20 protein-coding genes are annotated in these 23,768 nt (G+C 34.0%); all 20 read right to left on the reverse strand.

The window, feature by feature from the left end; translation table 11 throughout:
* Positions 1 to 5 precede the first annotated feature (5 nt).
* On the reverse strand, positions 6 to 6,929 hold the full coding sequence (locus M2372_RS03980) for a hypothetical protein (RefSeq protein WP_148060709.1): 6,924 nt from the start codon (positions 6,927 to 6,929) through the stop codon (positions 6 to 8).
* Positions 6,930 to 7,084: 155 nt separating this feature from the next.
* Positions 7,085 to 7,708 (reverse strand): hypothetical protein, encoded by a 624-nt coding sequence (locus tag M2372_RS03985; RefSeq protein ID WP_123318261.1) that lies wholly within the window; start codon positions 7,706 to 7,708, stop codon positions 7,085 to 7,087.
* A 10-nt stretch (positions 7,709 to 7,718) separates the two neighbouring features.
* Positions 7,719 to 8,861: a hypothetical protein gene (locus M2372_RS03990; RefSeq protein ID WP_123318260.1), complete on the reverse strand. Its 1,143-nt coding sequence runs from the start codon at positions 8,859 to 8,861 to the stop codon at positions 7,719 to 7,721.
* An 11-nt stretch (positions 8,862 to 8,872) separates the two neighbouring features.
* Positions 8,873 to 10,777 carry a hypothetical protein gene (locus M2372_RS03995; protein WP_123318259.1) on the reverse strand — a complete coding sequence of 635 codons (1,905 nt, stop codon included), beginning with the start codon at positions 10,775 to 10,777 and terminating at the stop codon, positions 8,873 to 8,875.
* Positions 10,778 to 10,787: 10 nt separating this feature from the next.
* Complete coding sequence (locus M2372_RS04000; RefSeq protein WP_123318258.1) at positions 10,788 to 12,974, reverse strand: hypothetical protein; 2,187 nt, start codon at positions 12,972 to 12,974, stop codon at positions 10,788 to 10,790.
* A gap of 327 nt (positions 12,975 to 13,301) precedes the next feature.
* Entirely contained in the window at positions 13,302 to 13,808 is a 507-nt protein-coding gene (locus M2372_RS04005; protein ID WP_123318257.1) for a M15 family metallopeptidase, read from the reverse strand.
* Positions 13,809 to 14,434: 626 nt separating this feature from the next.
* Positions 14,435 to 14,845, reverse strand: a complete 411-nt coding sequence (locus M2372_RS04010; RefSeq protein ID WP_115969623.1) for a hypothetical protein — start codon at positions 14,843 to 14,845, stop codon at positions 14,435 to 14,437.
* 34 nt (positions 14,846 to 14,879) lie between these two features.
* Positions 14,880 to 15,290: a hypothetical protein gene (locus tag M2372_RS04015; RefSeq protein ID WP_123318256.1), complete on the reverse strand. Its 411-nt coding sequence runs from the start codon at positions 15,288 to 15,290 to the stop codon at positions 14,880 to 14,882.
* 21 nt (positions 15,291 to 15,311) lie between these two features.
* On the reverse strand, positions 15,312 to 15,788 hold the full coding sequence (locus M2372_RS04020; protein ID WP_123318255.1) for a hypothetical protein: 477 nt from the start codon (positions 15,786 to 15,788) through the stop codon (positions 15,312 to 15,314).
* A 55-nt stretch (positions 15,789 to 15,843) separates the two neighbouring features.
* Positions 15,844 to 16,383 carry a hypothetical protein gene (locus tag M2372_RS04025; RefSeq protein WP_148060708.1) on the reverse strand — a complete coding sequence of 180 codons (540 nt, stop codon included), beginning with the start codon at positions 16,381 to 16,383 and terminating at the stop codon, positions 15,844 to 15,846.
* A 75-nt stretch (positions 16,384 to 16,458) separates the two neighbouring features.
* Positions 16,459 to 17,118 carry a hypothetical protein gene (locus M2372_RS04030; RefSeq protein WP_123318253.1) on the reverse strand — a complete coding sequence of 220 codons (660 nt, stop codon included), beginning with the start codon at positions 17,116 to 17,118 and terminating at the stop codon, positions 16,459 to 16,461.
* Positions 17,119 to 17,324: 206 nt separating this feature from the next.
* Entirely contained in the window at positions 17,325 to 17,723 is a 399-nt protein-coding gene (locus M2372_RS04035) for a hypothetical protein (protein ID WP_123318252.1), read from the reverse strand.
* Between the two features lie 53 nt (positions 17,724 to 17,776).
* Entirely contained in the window at positions 17,777 to 18,163 is a 387-nt protein-coding gene (locus M2372_RS04040; RefSeq protein ID WP_123318251.1) for a hypothetical protein, read from the reverse strand.
* A 2-nt stretch (positions 18,164 to 18,165) separates the two neighbouring features.
* The gene (locus M2372_RS04045; RefSeq protein WP_123318250.1) at positions 18,166 to 18,546 is read right to left on the reverse strand and encodes a hypothetical protein; all 381 of its coding nucleotides are present in this window, start codon (positions 18,544 to 18,546) and stop codon (positions 18,166 to 18,168) included.
* Positions 18,547 to 18,585: 39 nt separating this feature from the next.
* Positions 18,586 to 19,104 (reverse strand): hypothetical protein, encoded by a 519-nt coding sequence (locus tag M2372_RS04050; protein WP_123318249.1) that lies wholly within the window; start codon positions 19,102 to 19,104, stop codon positions 18,586 to 18,588.
* Positions 19,105 to 19,167: 63 nt separating this feature from the next.
* Positions 19,168 to 19,833, reverse strand: coding sequence for a hypothetical protein (locus M2372_RS04055; protein ID WP_123318248.1), 666 nt, complete (start codon positions 19,831 to 19,833; stop codon positions 19,168 to 19,170).
* A gap of 126 nt (positions 19,834 to 19,959) precedes the next feature.
* On the reverse strand, positions 19,960 to 20,418 hold the full coding sequence (locus M2372_RS04060; RefSeq protein WP_123947284.1) for a hypothetical protein: 459 nt from the start codon (positions 20,416 to 20,418) through the stop codon (positions 19,960 to 19,962).
* Between the two features lie 189 nt (positions 20,419 to 20,607).
* Positions 20,608 to 21,180, reverse strand: coding sequence for a hypothetical protein (locus tag M2372_RS04065; RefSeq protein ID WP_123318247.1), 573 nt, complete (start codon positions 21,178 to 21,180; stop codon positions 20,608 to 20,610).
* Between the two features lie 21 nt (positions 21,181 to 21,201).
* Positions 21,202 to 21,822, reverse strand: a complete 621-nt coding sequence (locus tag M2372_RS04070) for a hypothetical protein (protein WP_123318246.1) — start codon at positions 21,820 to 21,822, stop codon at positions 21,202 to 21,204.
* 22 nt (positions 21,823 to 21,844) lie between these two features.
* Positions 21,845 to 23,305, reverse strand: coding sequence for a hypothetical protein (locus M2372_RS04075; protein WP_123318245.1), 1,461 nt, complete (start codon positions 23,303 to 23,305; stop codon positions 21,845 to 21,847).
* Positions 23,306 to 23,768 lie beyond the last annotated feature (463 nt).

Consider the following 23,768-nt stretch of genomic DNA (forward strand, 5'->3'; position numbering starts at 1 on the left):
TTTAATTAATTGTTTAGTTTTAATTCGTTGATTGTTACCGTAGATTTCACCCCATATTGGGTTCCATCCCAAGATTTGTAATTGAACTCTAATGCTAATTTTGAATCTTTGATCTTATTGCTCTTGTGTACCACTAAAATCTGAGAATAATCTTTAGCATAAATGAGTTCGAAACCTTCACTATGTTTGTTTAAAGCATTAAGAACCTTAAGACATTCCTTCATATCACCCAATGGAATTCTCGGATCATTGAATGGTTCCGGATTCCTTATCAGTAAAGCAACCACATCATTATTGGTATTTACTATTTTGACAAACTCTGTATGGGTAGGAGGGTTTAATGGTTTTAATCCCATTACTCCTTCAAAAGCACGATCAAATAATTCTGAATAGGTATTAGCTAATGCTTTTAAATTTGGATTTTCAGCACCTTTTGAAGCTAAGATATAAAGGTCATCAAGCTGCTGCTGTTTAAGGTCTGCTTTCACTTCATATATCGCATCTTTTTGTCCTATTACCGCATTATTATCATCGTATTCTTTCAGCTTATAGCTTTCTACCTGTTCTTTGAAGTCCCTGTATCTTGAAGTCCTGAATACAAACTCATGGATCTTCTGGTTTTCTTCATATACTTTCTTAGGATCTTCCACTGTTGGTGCAGGTTGTGTCTTATACTTTCCGTCTCCATCATCATCAAAGGCATTAAAAACCATTGCTGTATATAATTTTTCCGGATGCAGATCTGTAAGCTCTACTGAATACTTATATGATTTTGGCTTAACAGGTTTTCCCAGATCAATGCTACAAGCTATACCAGAGTTCCCCTGGTTAACATGATTCACATAGTTCAGCATCTGCTGAATACCCAATGGTAGATTTGGATCATTTTCACTCCAGCCTGGAATCACTCCCGGTACTGTTTCATTTTTCTTCCAGTCTTCAGGTAAAGGATATGGAACGCTCACATTCGTTACAGGATCTTTGATCACCATATTGATACTTCCTATAATTCCCTTCACTCCCATTCCTGTATGTTCAGACCAGTTCTTAAGCATATTATAGATATAAGGCTTGGTAAAGAAGAATTCTATTTTACACTGCTGATGACCATAGAATAATGGTTTTGACATTAAAAGATCTCCGTCCACATTAGGATATGATTTTTTCAGATCGATATATGATTTTAGAGAAGTAATAGGATATTCATCTATATTTTTCTTTTTATTCGTCAGGTTTCCATCAGCATCTTTAAGTTTTTCAATGTATTTGTCATTTTTCTTCTCAAAATGTCCGATAGGTCCAGCTGTTTTAAAGGCAAAATAATAATCAATGATATGTGGTGTATCTCCATTTACATTATCTTTCAGTTTAAGATTGATATAATATACACTGTTTGGTCTCCAAACCGGCTGCACCACTTTACTCATCGCTTCCTGCATCAATTGCATATCTGCCTGTACAGCAAGTTGTGATGGAATAGTCTGCTGATATTCGTGCTCTTCAGCTGTAATCCATTTCACTTTATGGAATAAAGTATAACAATTTGTCACTGTATTTCCAGAATCGTTATTGTCATCACTGCATCCACAATTTCCAAGAGTAAAAATGGTATCGCTGATTTCTTTGATCAATTGTAATGCCCCTGACAGTGTAGAACCTCTGGTACCCAGATATTTTTTCAATTTTTCTAAAAGATATCTTAAATATCCCGGATTATTTTTAATCAAACAATAGCTCTCGTTCTCATTATCAAAGTCAACAATATTCCTTATGAAGGTATCAATACATTTTGAATTATCATGCAGCTCTGTTACATCATCACCTCCGTAATCTCGAATACAGGTATTCAGTCTTTGCATAATCTCTTTAAGGAAATCACAAAGTTTCGTATCTTTTGTACATGGCTCTTCTTTTGGAACACATCCACAATCAGGAGTAAACTTCAGGTTCAGAGGTTTTTGAGTCGTTTTACTTACTTTAATGATCACCGCCTTATTAATCTGTTCTTTCGGATAATCACTTGAATAGCAGACATCAACACCATCAGATTTTTCCGTAATTTTTGTAATAACACTATTGTGTTTAACCAGTTCATTACTAGAAATTCTAGGTAAATACAGGAAAATCACAGAATGGGTATTGAAGTCCACAAATGGCGGAGTATCACCTCCTGTTATCATTTTATACGGAACTTCATAATCTTCCCATTTAGTCGCTATCCCGGACATGCTAAAGTTTACAGGTCCATTTCCAAATCCTCTATAACCATTCTGCACATGCATTACATTGAAGTCAAGCTCCTTACATTGAGAAGTCGTACATCCTCCTGATTTCAGGTATTTTAATTTCTCAAGAAGCTCATTATATTTTGCCTGTTCTCCCGGAGAAAGTACAATGCTGGTTACTTCACCGGTTGTATTGGCTGTTGCATGGGCCCAGATCTGATCTATCTGTGCATTGATATCATCAATCTCCTGCTGGTTGACATTATATGGAATAATTTCAATTTTACTCACATATTGACCGCCATAATCAACTGATTCATATGACAGCTCTGATGCCAGTTCCGCTTTCGTTTTGGTTACTTCTGCAATCAATTCATAATTCTGATAAATCGTAGTAGAGAATACATCTTTATAGTATCTGATGGTTACCGTACTTGCCATCGTAGAAAGCAATAAATTTACTTTTGCAGATGATTCAGGAAGCAGAACAACCATTGTATTTCCATTGGTCATTTTCAACGACTTCGGTTCATTATGTGGATTGGAAGCATTAGAAACCACCATATAGTCTGTAGTATCCGATAATGTTCCCAAAAGGTTATAATACGCTCCATTAATGAAGTTATATGGTGCTCCTGCCGGCTGGTTATAAACCGTTCCTACTGTTTTGTCGAGTACATTAGACTCATGCCATACATCTTCCGTTTTTGTACAGAATAATGATGAAGCTGTGATTCCGTATTGTTCAGGAATAAACCATCCCGGTTGTGCAGCATCTAAGAATGAGAATGGTGTAGACGCCAAAATCCTGATGGTATCATATTTCCCATTTATTTTCTGCCAGAATCCTAATTTGAATTTATCAATATTAGTGATGCTATTGGCTTCATTCTCCGTCAATACCGCTCTGTAAGGATTGTACTTTTTCCAATCCAACTCATGATTATTAGGATCACTATTTTTCTTGCCAAGAATTTTAATCTCCACATCTTCAATAGAATACTGGTGTTTCACTTGACGAAGTACGTGACCTCCCGGCTGGGTTTTCTGAGGCGGGATTAAATCTGTATATTCAGTTGCTCCACTTGTATGCCCTCCAATTTTCTCACCCGCAACAGGAGTTGGAATAAGTCCCTTTTCAATTTTAATATCAATATAGGTATCCAATGGGATTGTTGGCAGTTTTTTATCATCTTTAATTGTTGGTAACGGAACTTCTTTAACCAGCACTACAGGAAGATCAAAGGTCTCATTGGTCAACATATGAACTCCTTTCACTGCATTATTCAATCTCGCTTCTTTTGGATAATCAATCTCTGGTCGATCCGATTCATAAGTAAGAGGTGGTACAGCTCTTGTATCTACCTCAGCATTTTTCTCCCATTTGATACTTAAATGAACTTTAAGCTTAATTTTCAAGAGAAACAGCTTGATCCTAATTTCAAATTTAAGTTCTGCCAGGATCAGGAACGGGAAGATAAGTTCTACTCTGAAATAGATCGAAACAAATAAGGCTACACTGATAATGAAAAGATTGATCTCTGCTCCTCCTTCTACATAAATATATCCTCCTACCTGAGGTCTTTCAAAACTGATGTGAGCACCCACTTCAATAGCAGCATAGACTTTTACAATGATCAGATTCAGGTTAAAATCTACCCTTGCTCCAGCTTCAATTCCTTTGGCGGCAATCATCAAATAAGACTCTGCCCTGATATTCACAGAATCTTTAAACAGGCTGGCTCTGATCGGTTTTTCCCTCGTTCCGAAATTGACATACCATGGTCTTTGATTTTTAAAGAAGAAGCCCATCTGAACCTCAGCCTTAATATCAATAAATGACCCGTTATTTTTGTTGAGCTGGAAGTTACCTCCTGCTCCAATTTCCAGTGAATTGTCACCTACAATAACGAATGCATAGAATGGCGGAACTTTAGGGTCATCTTCTGTCAGCCCAAGACGTTCACTGATGATTGTTAATCCGGCATCAATGGCAAACATACTTGGTACTGAAAGCAATACCATTGCACGTAATGAGGCAAGACGTCCATCTAAGGTCGCCAGGGATGCTCCTGCTCCGAAGGCGAATGGTGCACTATACTCCTGGGTAAACTGAGGCCCGATAAACTTATCGGTATTGATTCCTCGCTGCGGATGTACATAATAATCATACCAGGTATCACTTTCTGTCATTCCGATAGCCTTTTTATGAGCAACATATCGGTATCCGATCAGTCCTCGGAATCCGAAAATACCAAATGAACCTAACGGAATCACAAATGGCAGTTCAACACTTGCATCTACCAGGAATCCCGGGTATTTAGGATCGAAAGCCATTTCTGCAGAACCGGAAATATTCATTTTCGGCAGCTGAAGAGAAACCTTCCCTCTATATTCTGTAGATACCCCTGGTTCCGGAATAGTAAGAGCTCCTTTGATAATGGCTACTGCAGAAGTTGCACTCGCCGTTCCAGGAATTACCAAGTCAACTTCTAAGGTTGAGATATGGAAATAAGAATCTCCAGCGCCACCATATTGATCGTTATCAGCAGTATAATAGTATTTAACCCCATTCCCTCTTACATCAAGACCTAATGGGTTGATATTGATTCCCCCATCAAATCCGATATAATTATAGGTACGCATATTGCCGTCATACATACGCTGTATGGTTCCCATATGGACAGCTGTAACCGCCATACGTACAGGTCCTAAATTCAGGTGAAGGTTGGTTGGAATAATAGAACTTCCTCCAGCAATCTCAAATTTACCATTGGCGTAATAACGGATAGCCGGCAGATCAATTCCTTCTTTTCCCAGCAATCTTTCTCCAAATGTACCCTCAGGGAAACTGATTTTGGTATCGGCTTCAATATAGAAGTTATCATCTTTCTTACCAATTTCTATTCTCTGTAAGTTAAAGATCAGGAATTTAAACAGGTTCATTTCCAATCCTTTTGGAAGAAATGCAGCCGCAAGCTTAAAGTTTTCTTTACTTTCCCATTCTCCATCTACGGCAATGATTAATTCGGAATCTCCATCAGCACCTTTAAATTTTTTGATCTTCAGTGCAGCACTCAATGAGGAACGTACTACCTGTCCCTGATGGAAATCAATATCAAAATGACTGAATCCTAATTCCCATGCTTTTTCAGGATCTTTCCCAAGATCAAACCACAGCGTACGGTCCTGGTCCGAAAGGCTGTCTACGGAAAGGCTGGACAGAAATTTATAATAATCTTCTTCTTTCTGGAACTCCTTATGCTCTCCCGCAGTAGTTGTTAATCCGAAAGGATATACAAACTTAAGCTGAGATGGTGCATCTAATCCATTTATGAAAGTCTTCAGTGCCTGCATATCAGCAATAGTATGCTCCGTAGGATCAGACATTGATTTCACTTTTAGATTTTGATACTTAAGGGTGAAAAACTCACTGAAATAGTCTACCACTTCGGTCTGTGTTCCCACAGCTTTAACGGCATAGCTAGGTCTGATAGCAATATTTCCTGAGAGACCTCCGGTTCCAATCAGCATATGATTGGCTGAAATACCGATGGTCTGTTTCTTATCTAATGCAGGATCTTTCTTTTTAAACCATTTTTTCGGCAGGAATATTTCGGTGTATTCCATATAGACCCCCATAAATTCTTTGGGTCTTCCGTCTGCGTCGGCTTCCGCAATGTTTTCTGTTCTACTCAGGTCAATTTTCAGATTGTGAATATCGATCACAAAGCCCGTATTTCCGATCTGAGCAGGATGGCTCATATTCAGAACCAAATCCATATTGTATCCGAAACCTTTTTCTGTATCGGCATAAAATAAAGCCTCTCCAAAACCGATGGTCACTTTTTGAGATTCATCTTCTATAACCTCTAAAGGAGCAGTCGGGTGCTTTAATGGGTATACCGGTTTTAAAATACTTCTTGGAAATTCAATCGCTGCAGACAATACTAAAGTTGCCTTAAATTTCGGAACAACCACTTCTTTGATGAACTCATCAATATCCTGTGGCATCAGAGATTTAAAGAATGTTTTTACTTTATTTCCTGTTTCCTGAAGATCGCTTGTTAACAAATAAGCTCCAAATGCTGCTAAAGAAGCATACTTCCCTGCTCTTGAAAAAATCTGTTGTACAACTTCAGTAATTGTTGTTGCATTGGTAGGAACAGGAATTGGATTTCCGGACCATCCTCCATATGCTGCATTCATATCTTTAACGAACTGCATCAATGGAGTAATATCCTGGTTTTCAGGCTTCACAAATGTATTCACAAAATGAGCAATGGCCTGTTCTTCCGTTACATTGAGCACTCTAAGTGCAACCTCGAAGATCTGCTGGGGTTCAAAGGAAAAGTTTCCTAAGCTGAAATAGCGTAAATACGCCAGGATCTTCCATTGGTATTCAACGGTGATGGGAAATGCTGAAATTTTGGAATCATTGTCTTTAAGATCCGGATTCAGAACCAAAGCGATTCCTGTTCCGGGAATTTCGATATCGATTCTTTTCGAAACGATCGATAAACTGTAAAAAGCCGAGTCTCCTTTTGGCCCTTTACTATACTGTAAATCTTTATAATAGATTTTGTCGAGGAGGTTGGTGACCCCATCTTTTATGAATCCCAGCATATCCGGGATGTCGTCTTTTGTAACCACAGAGGATAACCTCGGGTAATACCTGTGTGTTACCGGTGTTTGATTTGACATAAAAATAATTTTGTGTTTGGGTGAGTGGAAGGCTTCCGTTTAGGCAAACAAAAGCCTTATTAAGTAGGGTTTACTTAATTTCCCGTGGTGTTACATTCATTTAATAATTCCTATTTTTACTAGAACAAGTATTTATAACATTTAATTTCCAGTAATTAAGAAGTTAAGTTTGAATTAATATAATAACTTAAATCCACTTGCTTTTTACTTTGTAATTCTTGAAAATTATCATAATATTTCCAATCTTGTTCGTCCGAATGGTTAGGCGTCTTATCTATTGCTTCTTGCAATGAGCCATCTTCTTTATAGGAAAATTCAATTGCCTCATATTTCTCACCATCTTTATCTATGCTATACCAGTACTTTTTAGTTCTTTCTGGTATAGGTAGATTTGTTTGCCAATCGAGAACATGTATACAAATAAAATGCTCTGGCTCAAGATCATTAATATTATAAACCAACTTTGAAATTAGTGGTCCATTTCCAACCTGAAGCGAATAGTTTTTATTTGTGTCAACAACAAAGTTTCCAATAAATACTCTTTTTTTTATTTGAAATTGTTCTGATTTATTACGTAGATAATCGAATATAATTGATTCACTTTCATTATCGTAAATTAAATATTTAATAAAGCTTACCTGATTATTAATAATATGGCGCTCTTCCTTTACTAAATTGTTCGATAAATTATCTATGAAATTAATTACAAACTCATTCGATTGAAGCGCCTGTTGTTCAGTAATTTCTTTCCCTGACAGATTATTATATTGTTTAATCATAATTTCTTATTTAAAATTCAATTTGCGTTTCAGGTGGAATACTTCTACCATTTTTTGCAGCTGTTTTAGTGAAAAATGTAAAATCTAATCTTTTTCCTAATGAACTTCCCGGGTCTAAATTTAAGACTCTAAAAATATTATCCCCATTAACATTCATACTAGACTGAAAAATTTCATCTTTCATACGGTGTAATTTATAAATATCTCTCGGAATATTATTTGAAGGATCTGCTGAACGAATAAATTCTGGTAAAACAAAACTATTTATTGTTACTCTTTTATTATCAGCATCTCCCGTCATATTTTTTAAAGCTCCATTCCTTAATTTTTTATATTCTTCAAAATCAATCGCTCCCTTGTCTTTTGCATTTTTAAGATTATCTAATGCAAAAGCAAACAAAGCCAACATCTGATAATCAGATAAATAAGTCACTGTATCCACATCTGGTGGCACTATTTTAGTATGTACAGAGCCTCCATAAAAAGTATTTACTAACTTTTGACTTTCAGAAATATAATTTGTTAAGCCATATTTTTCTATATAATATTTTTTTAATTTGTCTTGTAAAATTAATTTTTGATTTTCATCTTTAAAACAATATAAGAGACCACCTCTTCCGTTTTGCAGTGATGTAGGCTTCAACAAATTAGATGCATTTGTTAAATACATTTCTGTTTCAGCAATTGTCTGGGCCTTTGGGACTCTAAATGCCTTTGTAATGATACCTTCAATCCAAGCATCTGGTAAGTTTTCTCGTTCTAAACCAAATTTAATCATATTATTAATTTCCGCATCAGTAAAGCGCAGATTTGGTGTTTTCTTAAAGCCATCTTCTCCAATATCTACCCAAACATACTGCGAAAGCCCTCTTTGTGCAATTTCTTCAGTCGGTTCTTCTTTGATTACACGGGTTTTGATCTTCACCCTTATTTCCTCCCCTCTTTTTGCAGGATCTTTTCTATTTGATAATTCTTGTATTAAATTTTTTGCATCATTATTATTAAAATCACTAGGCCAACCATTGGCTGCAACCCAATCTGTAATACTTTTAGCTATATTAAATAATTGTTCATCGATAGTTTTAGTCTTACTGGTGGAATAACTTACCAACCAAAAATCTAATCTATCAATCAGTATATTAAATTCTGACATTTTAAATAGTTTTAATGGGTTAAAGCATAATCGTGTATGAATTCTATTGCAGATTTAGGATGCATAGAATCATATACATCTTCAGTGATATCTAATAATTTATCCAATTTATCTGCTACTTTACCTACAAGAGGTATAATCTCTTTGGCTGTTTTCCAAGCTGCTGTTATAGGTAGCCAGTAAATAGAATAATATAATTCATCATATTTTGTCGACTCCATGTGATGATACAAAAATGCTGGAATAAAAGTAGTTTTATTTATTACATTGTTAATATCCCATTCATGGACAGGGACATCAACTTTATTATCTGATACATTAAGGACTTGTATTGGTTGAAATAAATGATAATAGCCATATGAATAAAAGTCACGCTTATATTCATATTGAGCTGGGGTCATCCAACCTCCTGTAAATTTGAATTGTTTATAATCATTACATTCAACTACAATTTTATCAGTAAAACAAAAACTTGTCCTCATACTAGTAAAATGTTTTGAAGCAGCGTAAATGAAATACTCAGAAACATTTATAATTAGAGGTGATGCTTCAAAATCAATAGATGGATATGTATATCTTCCTTCTACCTTCAATGTAGTAGCAGTATTTCGAGTATATTTGAATAATTTATTAACATCATCCTGATTACCTTTAAATCCAACAACATTATCGTTATATGTATTATTCCTGTAAGGATTATATTTACTATAAGTCCACAATGCATAAATACTCATAACAAACATATGAAGGGGTGTTGATTTTCTTCCCTCATCTTGTACAAATTTTGTATGTACATATTTATACAGTGGGGAATAATACCATAATTTATTTTGCAATCCGTCTAATTTTTTTACAATAGCTTCATACAATGTTATATTGACCCTTTGATGTCTGTATTTTTTTTCATCATTTTGAAAAAGTTCTTCGTTAACACAGATATAGTTACTGCCACCTACAAGCTGTCCTAAAAATTCATCAATTTCGTTTTGTTGGGTCTCGGAGAAAGACATTGCTAGATATACAATAGAATTGATGTCATTTTCTGATAACTCTTTATCTAAAATATCTTTTAAATACTGTATTTTAAACTGTACAGGAGCGTTATTAATAACTGATTTAAGAATATTGATAAGTAAACTAATTCTATCTTTTTCAGAATAATTTTGTATTTCAACAAAATATTTTTTTGCAGTTGTATAAAAGGATGTTAAATCACTATAATAGCTAATACAACTTTCTGAAGAAATACTTCCATAATTTAACTGATCACTTTCCCAAGCTGCCTTAAGGTTATTAATTAGTTGGTTTAAATTATTTAACGAAATATTATTGGGGTTTGCTGTAATAGTTGGAAAAACTTCATTTATTATCTGATTAATTCGAAGAGCAGAATAAATAGTATATTCAAGATATTTACTTTTTTTACTTTCTTCTATTTGTGATAGTTTCGCAATATGTTTACTATAAAATTTATTTATTAATGGACTATAATGAGTTTGATTTACAGTAGGTGTACCCATCATAGAAAAATTTAATTTCTCATAAGATAATAAATAATTATTCCCAGCTGTATGTAAAAATATATATTCTTTTTCTGTATAAAAAACATTAGATGAAAGATCTGCTGTTTTTACATTTACCATATCACCTGTTGTAGCATATTCAAAACTAGCAAATGCTTTAGGTCTTTGTAAAACCGCATCTGTTTTCAAGCTTTTAGAAATATATTCTGATAACTTGTATTCATCATAATATCCTTCTTCAACCCCACTTTTTTCATCTTTTCTATAATATGAGTATTTTTTGCCTGTTTCAATTACAGTAAATGAACTCAAAAAGCCATCTACAGCTAAGCTAATATTTGTTATTTTTGATTCTCGTACGGCATTACCATTTCTTAATATATACGCATTCATTTTTTTTAGTTTAAGTCGTTAAATCGTTTCTTTTTAAATGGCTGTAATTATCGTCTGGCTTAGGTACCCATTTTGCATAAGCATTTGAAGTGTATATCAAATCATCAATTGTAGATACATAAATATTATTATTTGAACTTGGAGAAACAAGTTTAAGTTTTCCTGTTTGATCTTCTCCAATTACTGATAAACTATATTTTTTATATTTTATGTTCTCTACAGATAAATACGTTGTATCTTCATCTACCAATAAATTTTTAAAGAAAAACTTAGGATTATTTAATTGAGCCTGACTAATAAGATCTATTAAAATATCATTCTCACTTGACGATATACCTAATAATTTTTTACTAGGTAATTTTCCATTTTCTATGTGTAATGAAAGTCCAGTAATTGTGTTTAAATTGTTATCTGTAAAAACTTCTGTTTTAAGATAATAAGGTTGTTCAGGCTGATAATAATTATTCCTTTCTTTATTATAAGATACAGTTCCTGAATTACTATTATCCAAATATGCAGTACGGCTCTGAAAAAAGGACCCTGTATTTTGATGGATATTATTTAACAATGTCTCGTAAGATACTCTTTGTAAACTCTCTGTTTCATCCTTTACAATAACATCTGTAACTCTTTTAGTTGTTATGGTAGCAACATCTTTACCCCCAGTTTTATTATTAAAATCGATTAGAAGTAAATTCTGATCAATTACATAATCAAGCTCATAAGGATTAATCTTTAGTTTAGGTTTTACATTGATCATTCCAAATACATCGTCAATATCTTTTAATACTAACTTTCGAGCTTCAATTGGCAAAGCAGGATCTGATGGAACTATATTCTCTTCAATATTAAGCTCCTTTCCTTCATAAATAAGTTGTATTAGTCCAGAAACCGTATTTTGTGCACTGGTCTTTATAATATCAAATAGAATTGGTTTTGTATAATTTAAATCATTATTAGATGATGGAGCTTGTAAAAGATTGCTATTTCGTATAAAATAGTTTTGATTTTCTGATAATAGAGTCCCCATCTTAACATACATCCCTGCCCATAAATAATTATCTGTTGTTAATTGTAATGCAACGGTTGACATATTAGACAACTCAAATAAAGGCCAGTTTTCACCAAATGTTTCCTCATTTAGATCATTTACTCCTGTGCCTATTTTCATATTGTGTGCGTTTGTATCACTTACTTTATAATTTCCATAGAAATTATAGGATCTCTGTCTGCTTCCCTGGATGTACAGATAGGTTGTGTCAGCTGTTTTAAAACCTGAAATCTGACCAGCAATTTCTTCTGTCGTTTGCAGAACAGAATTATCACTCATATGGATCTTTCCTTTCCCCTGCGTATGTAAACCATAAAAGGCTGCAATATCAAGGAACTGAGTAGCGGTTTCCCTGATCAGTTTCTTTTTAAAAGGTGTACTCCCAATAGCCTGATCTAAGACGTGGTCAGCACTTCGGGCAAAAGCCAGGTTCAGCTGAAAAGGGTTTGGATCATTGGCTACCGTGTAATCTCCTTCATTCAGTACGATATCAATTCCTACACTTCCTGTAGCATTTCCAAGATGCGTTCCTCTTGGGATCATCGGCAGCTCAAAAGCTTTTTTGGAGTCTACCTCAGTAGTGGTAGTTCCGGTAGTCTGAACTTTAGAAATCTTAAGGAAATAATCATCAATAAGGTCATCTGCTGACTGAGAATTCCCTACTGGAAACCCAATATGCTGAGCAGTAAACGGAGGGACAGTAATCCCCAGCATATTATAAAGACCCGTAAACTCTTTTTTGATGACGTCTACAAAACCAGTTGTAGCTGTTGATTTGATAAGATCTCCTTCAAAGAAATCTGATCTGTTCAGGCCTCTGTATACGATATATTTGATCGCAAGTCCTTTAACCGGCTGATTAAAAGGCTTCAGGATCGCATTTACTTTAGTGGAATCTCCTCCACAAGGTTGTAAAAATACCTGTCCCTGGCAAATAGTATATATTTTGCCGGTACCGTTAAGGCTTACTTTGGAGGTGGTCCTGAATACAGTTCCATTGGCTCCAAATTTCCCGTTCGTGTCCTGACTGAATGTCTGCCCTTTCTCCAGAAAGAAGAAAGACTCCGGCAGAAGATCAGGCCGTACGTTAAGCCCTTTGCTGTCGGGAGCTGTTGATAAGCTTCCCGATGGAATATTTTGTGGCATTTTTGTAATTTTTGGTGTTAATAAAAGATAAGACGGAGTAATGATAGGTCTTATAAAACCTGAAAAGTATCTGAACCCTTAAGGTTAATGAAGGCTGTAAGAATAATGAGCCTGGTTATTTTTTAAAGAGTGTTTTCCTAAAAATTTGATGTGATTTTTCTTCATGCATCTTAGCGGCTTCAATAATTTTTTTATTCAGAATTTTTTAGGTCGCAACAAGTGTTCAATAAGAAGCGTTTTATTTTTTTCCGGTAAAGACAAAACCCTTCCTGTACAATCATTCCGGTTGATTGTAGTATTGATTTTCACTGTGAAATAATCCTTGGATTATTGGGTGAAAATTACATATCCGTCTTTATCTTTTGGTAAATTCTGTAAGTTTCTCCAGGTTGCGTTGATCTTACGCTCTCCTTTCCAGATAAATCTGCGCTCAAAGTGAGACAGGTCTTTGAATGTTTTCCAGTTTCCGCCCCATTCCCAGCCATGTCTGGCAAAGATCTTTACACATTCGTACCAGTCGGCTACGCCATCATTATCCCAGTCTTTCGCAGTGTCCCAGCTTGCTATTTTTCCGTCGATAATCAGGCAGATATCTATCGCTAATCCGTAATTGTGAATACTTTGACCGGCTTTGGCATTGGTGACTTTCTTTCCGGCTTTTGTTCTTCCCTGCGCATATAATGCATCTTGTTCTTTAAAGGATCTTAATCCCTGGGTAATTCTTAATTTTGCTCTCCCGGTAAGGGCTTCATCACACTCTTTTACAATCTGTGTGACTTCTTTCCTTACCAATGGATGGAGATTTTTTATTCTGTTTTCACTTGGTTTATCCATGGATGATTACTATTTTGTGATTTGGTGTTTGATTCTTAAGCAAAGCTATTTCAGGCTGACGCCAAAACTTGACGTGTTATATTTTGTAATTAAAAAAAATGAAAAGTTTACAGTCCTTTGTTATGATCTTTGATTTTCGGATAGGTGAATATCATGTTCATAAAAAGTGGTATCATCATTATAGCTTGTTGTTTAATTCTGACACAAAAGTATAGGCCGCTAACGTCAAAACTTGACGTATTATATTTTTTTTCGATTTTCTAACAGATTTATCAACCACATTTCCGGCTGTTGCTGGGGACTCATTATGCCAGTCTACTCCCCACAGGCTCTCACATTCGTTACAAGCAGTCTGAAAAACAGACCTATAGAAGATTATGTGTAACACCCAGAGATCAGCAAAAGCTTCATGAAACTGAGGAGAAAAAAGTGAACTGATATTTCATTTCTCTGAATTAAAGTATAATTTTCCAGAAACAGTTCTGTTTTTTGGAAGTCATTTTTATGAAAACGCAAAGAAAAATATTCAGATGTTTTATTTTAAGGGGGCTAAGGTTTATGGTAAATAGCTGATGAAGCGATAGGCCATGCATCCATGTAATCAGTAAAGTGAAATTATTGGATAATTATTCGCTTAAAATATGCTTCCATTGTTGTAAAACTTCTATAAACTCTTCCAATGGCATTTCTACAACAGATTCCTGTATAAGGATTTCATTTTCCAGGTAGAATACCTGAGTGTCTGCATTGACATAGCCATTTAAATCATCAAATGCGATCACTGTAAACCAGTTTCCAGAGACATTATGGGCTTCTAATCCTTCCCAGTCCCAATATCCTCCTAATCTTGTTTCAATAAATGTGTCTCTTAATTGGATATTATTCCAATGTTTTTTTAAATACAATAATTCGTTCAAAAAACTGTCTAAAGTTTTCAGATGATTAAAATCTGAGTTTAATAAGTTTTGAAGGTTATTATATTGGGGATCATTAAAATTAATTTTATGATGAGTGATGATATAGTTCTTCAAATCCATTGTCTATGATGAATAATGTGATAGTATTGGATAATTATTCGCTTAAAATATGCTTCCATTGTTGTAAAACTTCTATAAACTCTTCCAATGGCATATCAATAACAGCTTCATTAGGAAGTAGAGAGTTTTCAAGATAAAAAGTTTTGGTATCAACATTAATATAACCTCCGAGATCTTCAAATTTGAAAAATGTAAACCAGTTTCCTGTTACCTTAAAATCCAGGAGGTCCTTCCAATCCCAATAACCGCCTTCTTTTTCTATAAATGCTTCTCTAACCGCTATATCTTCCCAATTTTCAATCAGGCTTATCAGTTCGGTTAAAAATTGGGTTACAACTGAGGTAGTTTTAAAATCGTTATTCAATAAATTTTCCAGATTGGCGTAATATGGATTATTAAAACTTATTTGATGACTGATAATGGTAAAGTTTTTTAAGTTCATCATTAAAACTGTGCTAAAAATGGATTAAAATGGATCACGATACTTCTTCTTCATATCAATCCTATGATTTATAAAAGCAGATAATCTGCACAAGCACGAAATAAAAGAAACATTGTATTCTTTGCAATACAATTCAGCATGCCGAACTATAGGATCATCATCTTCATCAAGATGAACAAATAAGAAAGATTCTGCAAAATCACAGATTTCAATCACATAGAACGGGTGGTTAATTGCTTTATTATTCTCTTTCATCCATTCTCTGGGATCTTCCTGAAATTCATTAATTTCAAGAATATTATGTTCCAACACATAACAGTATTTCCCAGCCAGAAATAAAAGCTCCCGTAATGCTTTAGGAAAAGGTTTTCCATTATTATAGATCATTTCATGGTTTTGAATTTCAGAGAAAGACATTGGTTGTATTCTGCCTTCATATTCCTTATTCTCTGGGTAAGCTGCCGGATTGTCTCTTAAATAAGTTAAAATTTCAATTTCCACAGTGTTTGACTTTTAAAATGTTCAGTAATATTGAATAGATGAATAGGCTGGTAAGCTATTTTTCAAATTCCCAGTTTCCATTTTTTTTCTTTAATCTCAGCCCAATAGTCCCAAACCTTACTTGTTCTTCGGGAAGATCAATCTGAATATAGGCTCTTTCTCTGCTTTTGTCAAACAAAACTCTGTGAAATGTATAATGTCCTACATAATTCTCATCCTTAACTGCTTTCGTCACTTTTTTTAGATTTTCAGGATATTCTACCTTGCTAAAGTCGATCGGAACAGCCTTGTCTGATCTATTTTCAATCTCATTAAAGTAATAGGTCTGATGAAGAGCATCCCGGTTATCTTTTGGAATGTTCACAGGAACAAGTGTGTCAGACATCGTGAAAGTATATTTCTCTTTTTTCCTATAGCTGTCTATAATCGATATAGCCTCAGGGCCGCTTATATTATATTTAGTTGCTGTATCTGATATAGCTCTTGGATCTAATTCTTTAAAGACATATTTACTTATTGTTAAATTTAAAATCTTGTATTCATCGTTATCCAATGAATTACAGGAAAAAAATACTAATAAAACAAATAGAGCCATCAATTTATTTATTCTACTTTCTTTTAACATTCTCATCTTTTCTAGTTTTCATTTAGTATGAAAGATTTATTTTATCTAAAAATTGGGAACAAGGGGTTCTGCATGGGTATAATAGTATATTTCTTCTTCAGAAAGACCCATTTCCTGAAAGAAATTACCCGCAGCGCGAAAAAACTGGGTCGCAGTATAAGCAAAATCATTACTAAAAAGAAAATCATTTACGTGCACTGCATCTAGCTCTCCATCTTCACTAAATCTAAAAAAAATTTCAGAATCCTCATCAAATACCGATCCTGGTTCTCCCCATGGAATAGGTTTATTTCCGAATTTATAGATTTTAAGCCCGCTTTTTACCTGGTGAGTAACGCTATCATAAGTTATAATAGCGACCTCAATTCCTTCAGTATCTGAAACAGTTTTTGAATATTTCGCATCTTGCTGTAAACCGGAGTAAGGCTTACAATCCCAAACCGTATACCCATGGATGTTCTGCTTATTATCTCTAAGAGTCCAATTCAGATGTTGCCCCAATGTGATCAATACCTCTGTAACATGCTCTTCAGGTGATAAATAATAAACTCCACCCCAAAGCTGATTTTCTCTATAAGATTCTTCTTTTTTTAAAGCATTATTGATCCATATGTGTTTTCTATAGTTCCCTACTTCCAATGCTTCTTCTTCTGTAAGAAACTCTTCATCATAGGCAGTGGTAAAAAAAATCATTTTTGCGCTCATTTCATTAGTTTTTTATTCGTTGTAGGATGAATACCTATTGTTCCGTTACATTTTGAATCTCTTACCATAATTCATTAACAAGTTAATATTTTGAAATTTGATTCATAGATATCAGTGAAAATTTGATTCATTATATATATCCAGATATCTTTTTTAGGAGTAAAGTATTTCGTGAAAACATCTAATATCCATAGAAAATTTTATATTCAAAGACAGTTAAAAATCTGACGCACTTTAGCTGCACCTGATGGAGTTGTCTTCAGGAAATTCCTCCATTCTGTAACAATTTTTTTAAAATCCTGCAATGGAATACTACTTACATATCCTTTAACATCATCATAAAAATCGACCTCATTCCTGTGCATAATGATATCTACCGTCGCAGAATCACTATCAATTTCTTCATCCGGATTGTTCAATGCATCATTAATATCCGGTAACAACGAGGCATTGATCTGTTCTGCAGAGTTCCAGCTGTTCAGAAAAATGGCTAAATATTGATTGTTTGTACTTACAATTTTATTGACGCTCTTCCCTTGTATTCCCCAGTCCTGTACTTTATCTTCAAAAGTGAGATTGTACTGATCTGCTATATTATTATTCATTATTTTTTCTGCTATTAATTTCAAAGTTGTTTTGTCTATTCGATTATAATCCACTATGCAAGCCCCATATCCTGGATATCATTTATTTCAAAATATTCTGTCCACGCCATTAAAATTTGTTTTAAATCTAATGTAGGAATTTCCAATGGTACTTGTTTTCTGAGACTCCTCACAACACAATTTACTTTCCCTACCGTTACACTGGCAAACGTTGGACAAGCATCCTCAGCTGGGTCGTAGTCAATATCATTGAGAGCTCTCTCAATATTTCTTAAAATAGTTTCAATAAATCCATCCGGATATCCTTCTATAAACAGATCTTCCAAGCTTGCACTTAATTTGTTTTCAGGAGCTGTTGTTCTTACAATACCTGTTTTTCTTCCATTCATCATTATAATTGAGAATTCTAAATGATGCTGGGTTAAAATTTGATAATTCATTTTTAAAAATTAGGGTAAACATCACCATTCACTACAAACTCCCGCCAGACTTTAACAATTTCTTTGAAGTCTGCTGTAGGTAAAGTAAAATCTGCTGTAATATCCGGATTTGAATCATACCTAGCAGAGTCGCGATAGATTTCAGTGGTAGCGTGTGTAATTTTGATAAGCTGCAACCCTTGTGTTGTATACAGTATTTCTCCCGGTGAGGATGGGGCCACCTTAAGATTAATAGCCCCTAATAAATTATCACAATTAATAATATTCCTAAACTCAGTAATAATTGAATCCAAAGAAGAACTTATAGTACGTATGAACTTAAAATCACGATCATGAATTCTTTTAACTCCAAAACTTATTTTATAATCTGTTACAATACTCATTATTTTTTTCGTGCTTTATTTCGATAATATTAAGGCTGTTTATTCAATAAATACCTCATACGTTTTATTCAGAATCTTCACTCTCTGATAAAAGTTTTTCAATTCTAATGTTTTCTGCATTAAATTAGGTATATACCCTGTATATCCCTCAATACTATCACTTTCATCAATTCCAATATACCCTAAATATACAGGTCCATCATAATATAGATTTAAAAAATTTCGCACTCCTCCATAAATATCTGTAACTATATCTTTATGCTGTAACGAGTTTTGCAGCGAAGGTATTAACTGACCATCGATAAAATGAATTAGCTCTTCCATATGATCCGGTCCATAGTGGGCTGAAGAATTATCAATGGTATAATTTCCTCTTGGTAAATCTTTTTCAACCCTATAGCTGTATTCAGATAATGTTGAATTCATCATTTTTTCGCCCATTACTGGATTTAAATTGTTTGCGAAAAAAATTAACGTTGCTATTGAACCTAAATCCGGATTAATTTTTTGGGTCCAATCAGTTTCTTCTGTTATTTCAAAGTATATTCTTCTTGACATTTTTAACTTAATTATTAATCTAGATTTAAATTTGAAACATTATTTTATGTGCAGAACTATTTTCTATCTATCCAAAGATAAAGGTAATAAAGGTTGTAAAGCATGATAGTATGAATGCTTATCCCAAAAATCTAAGCCCATCAACTCAATAAAGCCATCTTTGTTTTGTGTATGAATTTCACCTGTTGTTTCATTGAGATCTTTAATATAAGTAACAAATTGATTGGTAGTTTCATTAAATTCATACGTAAACATTAACTCTAAATTGGCCAGACCATTTGCTATATCTTCCGATGAAGCATAATAATACTTTATGGGTAGCGGAAACTTTTTAATCTCATTAGTTTGTATATCAAAATATACTCTTAAAATCAGTCTATCTTGAGAGTCAAATACAACTTTACTTTTAGCAATAAGTTCTCCGGTATTTGAGTAATTTTCAAAGTCCCACATTTTAAAACTAAAAGCGGTTTGCAAATTAGAATAAATACCAAGCCGATAATCATTAGTTTCGTCTGTATACTGTGGAATAATATCAGATTTGTTTTCCCCGGAATCAAGATAATATTCAAAAAACTTATAAGGTTGATTTCCTCTTTTTAATTTAAGTGTTTCTACTTTTTTGAGTAAGCCAGACTGATCATCTGTAGTATGAATCGCATATTCTTTTAATGAACTTATCTGTTGTTCACTAATTGATTCACCATTAAGATTTTTATATTGTATCATTATAATATTAGTATCTAAAAGTTATTCCCTGTGATTCATCATATTTGTCTTCTTTTATTAAAATAGCGAAATTTGAGTAAGTGCTGCTGCTTATTTTATGTTTAACAAAATCTGAGAGAAGAACGTTTAATCATAGTAGTAATCTATATCCATATCATAGTTTTTATGATCCCAATCTCCTTCAAGCATTTGAATCAAAGCATCTAACATCTTAATTAACTCAGCTGTAGGAAAAGGTTTTCTGTAAAATAGTTTAAAATCACCATCCACAGTTGGAATAGCCTGTAACTCCGTTAAAGGGATATAAGTTCCTTTATTATAAATCCTGGCTTTTACAATTTGAAGAATCTGAACCATCGTCTGTTCTTCTGAAGCATTTGATATATACTCATCCCAGAGAAAGGCAAACCAACCTGCCATCTGGCCATTTACTACAGTCTCATGATGATCTGTAAGAAGTTCTTTCCGAATGAAGGCATATTGGTCTTTTTTAAACTCTTCATGAATATAATAAAGGGCTAACTGCATAAAAATATCGGATGTTATAAACCCTTTATTCTTATAGTCCATTGGTTCTGTTGCCATCTTTTGGTATTTTTTCCTTGCTTCCCCAACTGTATGCTTTATCTTCAGGAGTATGATTGTATTGATCTGCTATTTTCTGATTCATTATATTCATGGACATTAACGCTTTAAACCATTCTGTCAAAAAATTCTCTTAATTTTTGCCATCCCTACGGAGGAAATTTATTTTTTGTGATATTTATTGCTGCTTTATTCAGGTAGTAAAGGTTCTGAATATTGATAATATTCGAAACTATTCCAGGTAAAGGAACACTTGGGATTTCCGATTTCCCAACCAAAAATATCCTTTTCTCCATCGGTTTCATTATGAATCATAAAACAGTTTCCGGACTGGTCATATTCGAAGGTATAAGATGACGTTTCATCTTTATAATATTTTTCGATAGCGTTATTAATCAATGATCCCGTTATGATGTCAAATTTTTGTAAACAGATATATTGATTTTTGTTATTCATGACCCATTTTTTCTGTTCTGTTAATCTTCCTTTTTCATATAAAAAAATATATTCAATTCTATAAGAACCTATATCAGTTATAGTGGAAAACAAAACTTTTTGATCCTGATAAAGAAGCAACAACTCATTGATACATTCTGAAGCATCCAAATGATAATAGGTAATCTCTACCACTCCATTTTCTAACTGCTCTATTTTCTTTATAACTCCATCCACAAAAGTCTCTACAGAATATTGCGTTGAAACTTCTGCTTCTTTTTTGGAAATTTCATTCCCAGAAAGGTCCTTGAATTGAGTTGTTATCATAATTGTAAATATCTTTCTGTGCTAAATAATATCCGACTCCGGTAAAAAAGGAACCGCCGAGTGAAAATAAGGATGCTGATCCCACGGAAATGCTCCTATACGAGCGTCCACAATAATCAATTCCTCCTTATCCATTGGCCAGCCGCCATCCAATCCCCAGGTATCTTGCTTATCATAAGCATAAACCAGTTTGTTTTGAGAATCATAATCTATAGTCAAAAGAAGAATATCATCACTGTTATAATATTTCTTTGTAGCTTCCTCCATTTGACCATTAGAGATATCTATTGAACAATTGAAAATCTCTCTGTTTTTTGAATCAAGTACCTGTTTCCCTTTAAATTTAAGATTTCCTTTCTCTCCAATATCCTCCGAATTCCATAAAGTATAACCAAATGCAGCAGATTCCTGAGTATAGAACACCCATCTGTGACCACCTTCTATGCATAATTCCTGTATCTTTTCCTGAAGATTCTCTTTGGCATCCAGATAATATTCCCCCATGAAATAATTAGGACTGATATGATCAGTTTTTTTGATTCTTCCATCTACGAAATAGCTGATATAAAAATGATCCAATTGATCAACTTCCTGTTCTGTGACTTCTTCGAAGAATTCGTTATAATATTTTTTATTGTTCATGAGGATATATCTTCATTGATCTCTATTTTTTACACTTACTGTAATCTGAAATGATCCTGATCAGATTTTCTTCATTCTTAAGATCAAGACTTTCATTTTTCAGCTGATCAGCAACAGACTTACAGTCTTTAAGATAGTCTGCCAGCTTTTCGGAAAGCTTATCATTGGATCTGTTGTCCAGCATTTGTCCTTTAGGCTGCAGATCTGTTTTGATAACATATTTCCAGTGTTCAACAGGATCCCGCAGTAACATTATTTTATTTTCTTTGGCAATCAGCCTGTAGAAATAGGCATTATTTCCATGCATGCTACCATAATTCTGAAGCTTTTTCATGAGCTCTCCTTTTACATCTAATCCGTAGTAACATTCTTCGTTTCCATTCGGAGAAACACAGAAATGGACTCCTGAATCGGCATCATATATTTTGGTAGCCATACTGTTCATACCCGGTAATCTTTTCTTCAGGGTTACACGCTGCCCAAAACGATCGGCACCATCCTGAGGAAGCTTTTGTCCCGTTCTTTCCGGATCAAGCATTTCAAACCAGATGGTTATTGCTCCTTCTGTTTTCTTACCTGATTTCTCAACCAAATATCCCGGAACGTCATATAAATTGATGCTACGGTTCACTGCATCATTCATTTTTGCCTGATGAAGTTCCTGATTTTTATAGTAAGCCTGATGTTCAAGAGTATAACCTTCAATAAAAAGATTAGCTACAAATTCATTGATAAACGCATAATCTGAAGGTGCATAAGGTCTTGTGGCTGTAAAGGTAAATTCATTATTATCAAAAGTTCTTACCAAATACGTCTTTAATCCCTGATTGGTCTGATACATAGAGGCCACCTTCACTCCATCCAGATCGCTCACTTCCAGACATGAGCCGGTATTATTGAATCCTACACAATTAAACGCTCTTGAATATCCAATAATTTTAGATTGATAACCTCCGCTATTGATCAAAATTTCTCCATTGGATCCCATTCTAGGGTTATAAAGACTTCTGATATTATCCAACCTGCTTTTTCTTGCATTATCTTCTGCAATACTATTCGTTTTGGCCTGTAGATATTTATCACCCAGGTTTTCTCTTGAGGTGCTAAAGAACTTTTCCAATTCTGTTTTATCAAAACCGTTTTCATTGAAAAGGTGATATTTTACCGCCAATTGATAAGCTACAATTCGATCTACCTTAAATGAGGTAACCAATACTTCATAAGGAATCTGAGTGGTTTTCCCATCTGCAGATTTCATATCGAGATAATAAAGAAACTGCTCTTTTGCTAAGGTCACTCCTTTTAAATCAGCATCAAAAACCTTCTCATTCGCCAGGTTATAAAACTCAAAGTGATCTCTGTAAGGCGATTTCAGGATTCCCACTTCCTTTTCATTGAATAAAATCTTATCCTTTTTCAATTGTATCTTTTGTGAAAATACGGCTCCCGAAAGCATTACAGTAAGAAATAAGTATATTTTCATAGTCCTGAGTTTAAACAATTAGTTTTGGCATGGAAAATACGAAAAAAATGAATAGGGGAAGGATGGGAAGCTGGAAGAGGGATGATGGAAGTTACTGTTCTATTATGAATGTTTACTTGTCTTTTGATGAACTTGGAGCTATATTCTATTTCGTTCATTAAAAATAGATATAACGCTACAAGGGTGACTAAGTGCAAATAAAAAAAACTTAATCAGATATACTGACTACAGGTACCTCCAACATCCAGCATCTTTTCAACTAAAAAAATAACCACAAAAGTCACAAAAGACTTTAAACACTTAAGTAAGTTAAAAACATTGAGTATAAGAAGTACACATAAGTTTTAGAAAATCTCTGATTTTCGTATCCGCAAAAATCTGTGGGAGGTTAAAAATCATCATAATACTTTATTTATGAGCTATGATGAGCAATTTCATCATCGATAAAGCTATATGATTCTTA

The organism is Chryseobacterium sp. BIGb0232, assembly GCF_024810195.1.
GTDB lineage: Bacteria > Bacteroidota > Bacteroidia > Flavobacteriales > Weeksellaceae > Chryseobacterium > Chryseobacterium pennae.

Bases quoted from the DNA above. Each gene is read 5' to 3' on its own strand.
- M2372_RS03980 (WP_148060709.1), bottom strand. From the start codon at position 6,929: ATGTCAAATCAAACACCGGTAACACACAGGTATTACCCGAGGTTATCC.
- M2372_RS03985 (WP_123318261.1), bottom strand. From the start codon at position 7,708: ATGATTAAACAATATAATAATCTGTCAGGGAAAGAAATTACTGAACAA.
- M2372_RS03990 (WP_123318260.1), bottom strand. From the start codon at position 8,861: ATGTCAGAATTTAATATACTGATTGATAGATTAGATTTTTGGTTGGTA.
- M2372_RS03995 (WP_123318259.1), bottom strand. From the start codon at position 10,777: ATGAATGCGTATATATTAAGAAATGGTAATGCCGTACGAGAATCAAAA.
- M2372_RS04000 (WP_123318258.1), bottom strand. From the start codon at position 12,974: ATGCCACAAAATATTCCATCGGGAAGCTTATCAACAGCTCCCGACAGC.
- M2372_RS04005 (WP_123318257.1), bottom strand. From the start codon at position 13,808: ATGGATAAACCAAGTGAAAACAGAATAAAAAATCTCCATCCATTGGTA.
- M2372_RS04010 (WP_115969623.1), bottom strand. From the start codon at position 14,845: ATGGATTTGAAGAACTATATCATCACTCATCATAAAATTAATTTTAAT.
- M2372_RS04015 (WP_123318256.1), bottom strand. From the start codon at position 15,290: ATGATGAACTTAAAAAACTTTACCATTATCAGTCATCAAATAAGTTTT.
- M2372_RS04025 (WP_148060708.1), bottom strand. From the start codon at position 16,383: ATGGCTCTATTTGTTTTATTAGTATTTTTTTCCTGTAATTCATTGGAT.
- M2372_RS04030 (WP_123318253.1), bottom strand. From the start codon at position 17,118: ATGAGCGCAAAAATGATTTTTTTTACCACTGCCTATGATGAAGAGTTT.
- M2372_RS04035 (WP_123318252.1), bottom strand. From the start codon at position 17,723: ATGAATAATAATATAGCAGATCAGTACAATCTCACTTTTGAAGATAAA.
- M2372_RS04040 (WP_123318251.1), bottom strand. From the start codon at position 18,163: ATGAATTATCAAATTTTAACCCAGCATCATTTAGAATTCTCAATTATA.
- M2372_RS04045 (WP_123318250.1), bottom strand. From the start codon at position 18,546: ATGAGTATTGTAACAGATTATAAAATAAGTTTTGGAGTTAAAAGAATT.
- M2372_RS04050 (WP_123318249.1), bottom strand. From the start codon at position 19,104: ATGTCAAGAAGAATATACTTTGAAATAACAGAAGAAACTGATTGGACC.
- M2372_RS04055 (WP_123318248.1), bottom strand. From the start codon at position 19,833: ATGATACAATATAAAAATCTTAATGGTGAATCAATTAGTGAACAACAG.
- M2372_RS04060 (WP_123947284.1), bottom strand. From the start codon at position 20,418: ATGGCAACAGAACCAATGGACTATAAGAATAAAGGGTTTATAACATCC.
- M2372_RS04065 (WP_123318247.1), bottom strand. From the start codon at position 21,180: ATGATAACAACTCAATTCAAGGACCTTTCTGGGAATGAAATTTCCAAA.
- M2372_RS04070 (WP_123318246.1), bottom strand. From the start codon at position 21,822: ATGAACAATAAAAAATATTATAACGAATTCTTCGAAGAAGTCACAGAA.
- M2372_RS04075 (WP_123318245.1), bottom strand. From the start codon at position 23,305: ATGAAAATATACTTATTTCTTACTGTAATGCTTTCGGGAGCCGTATTT.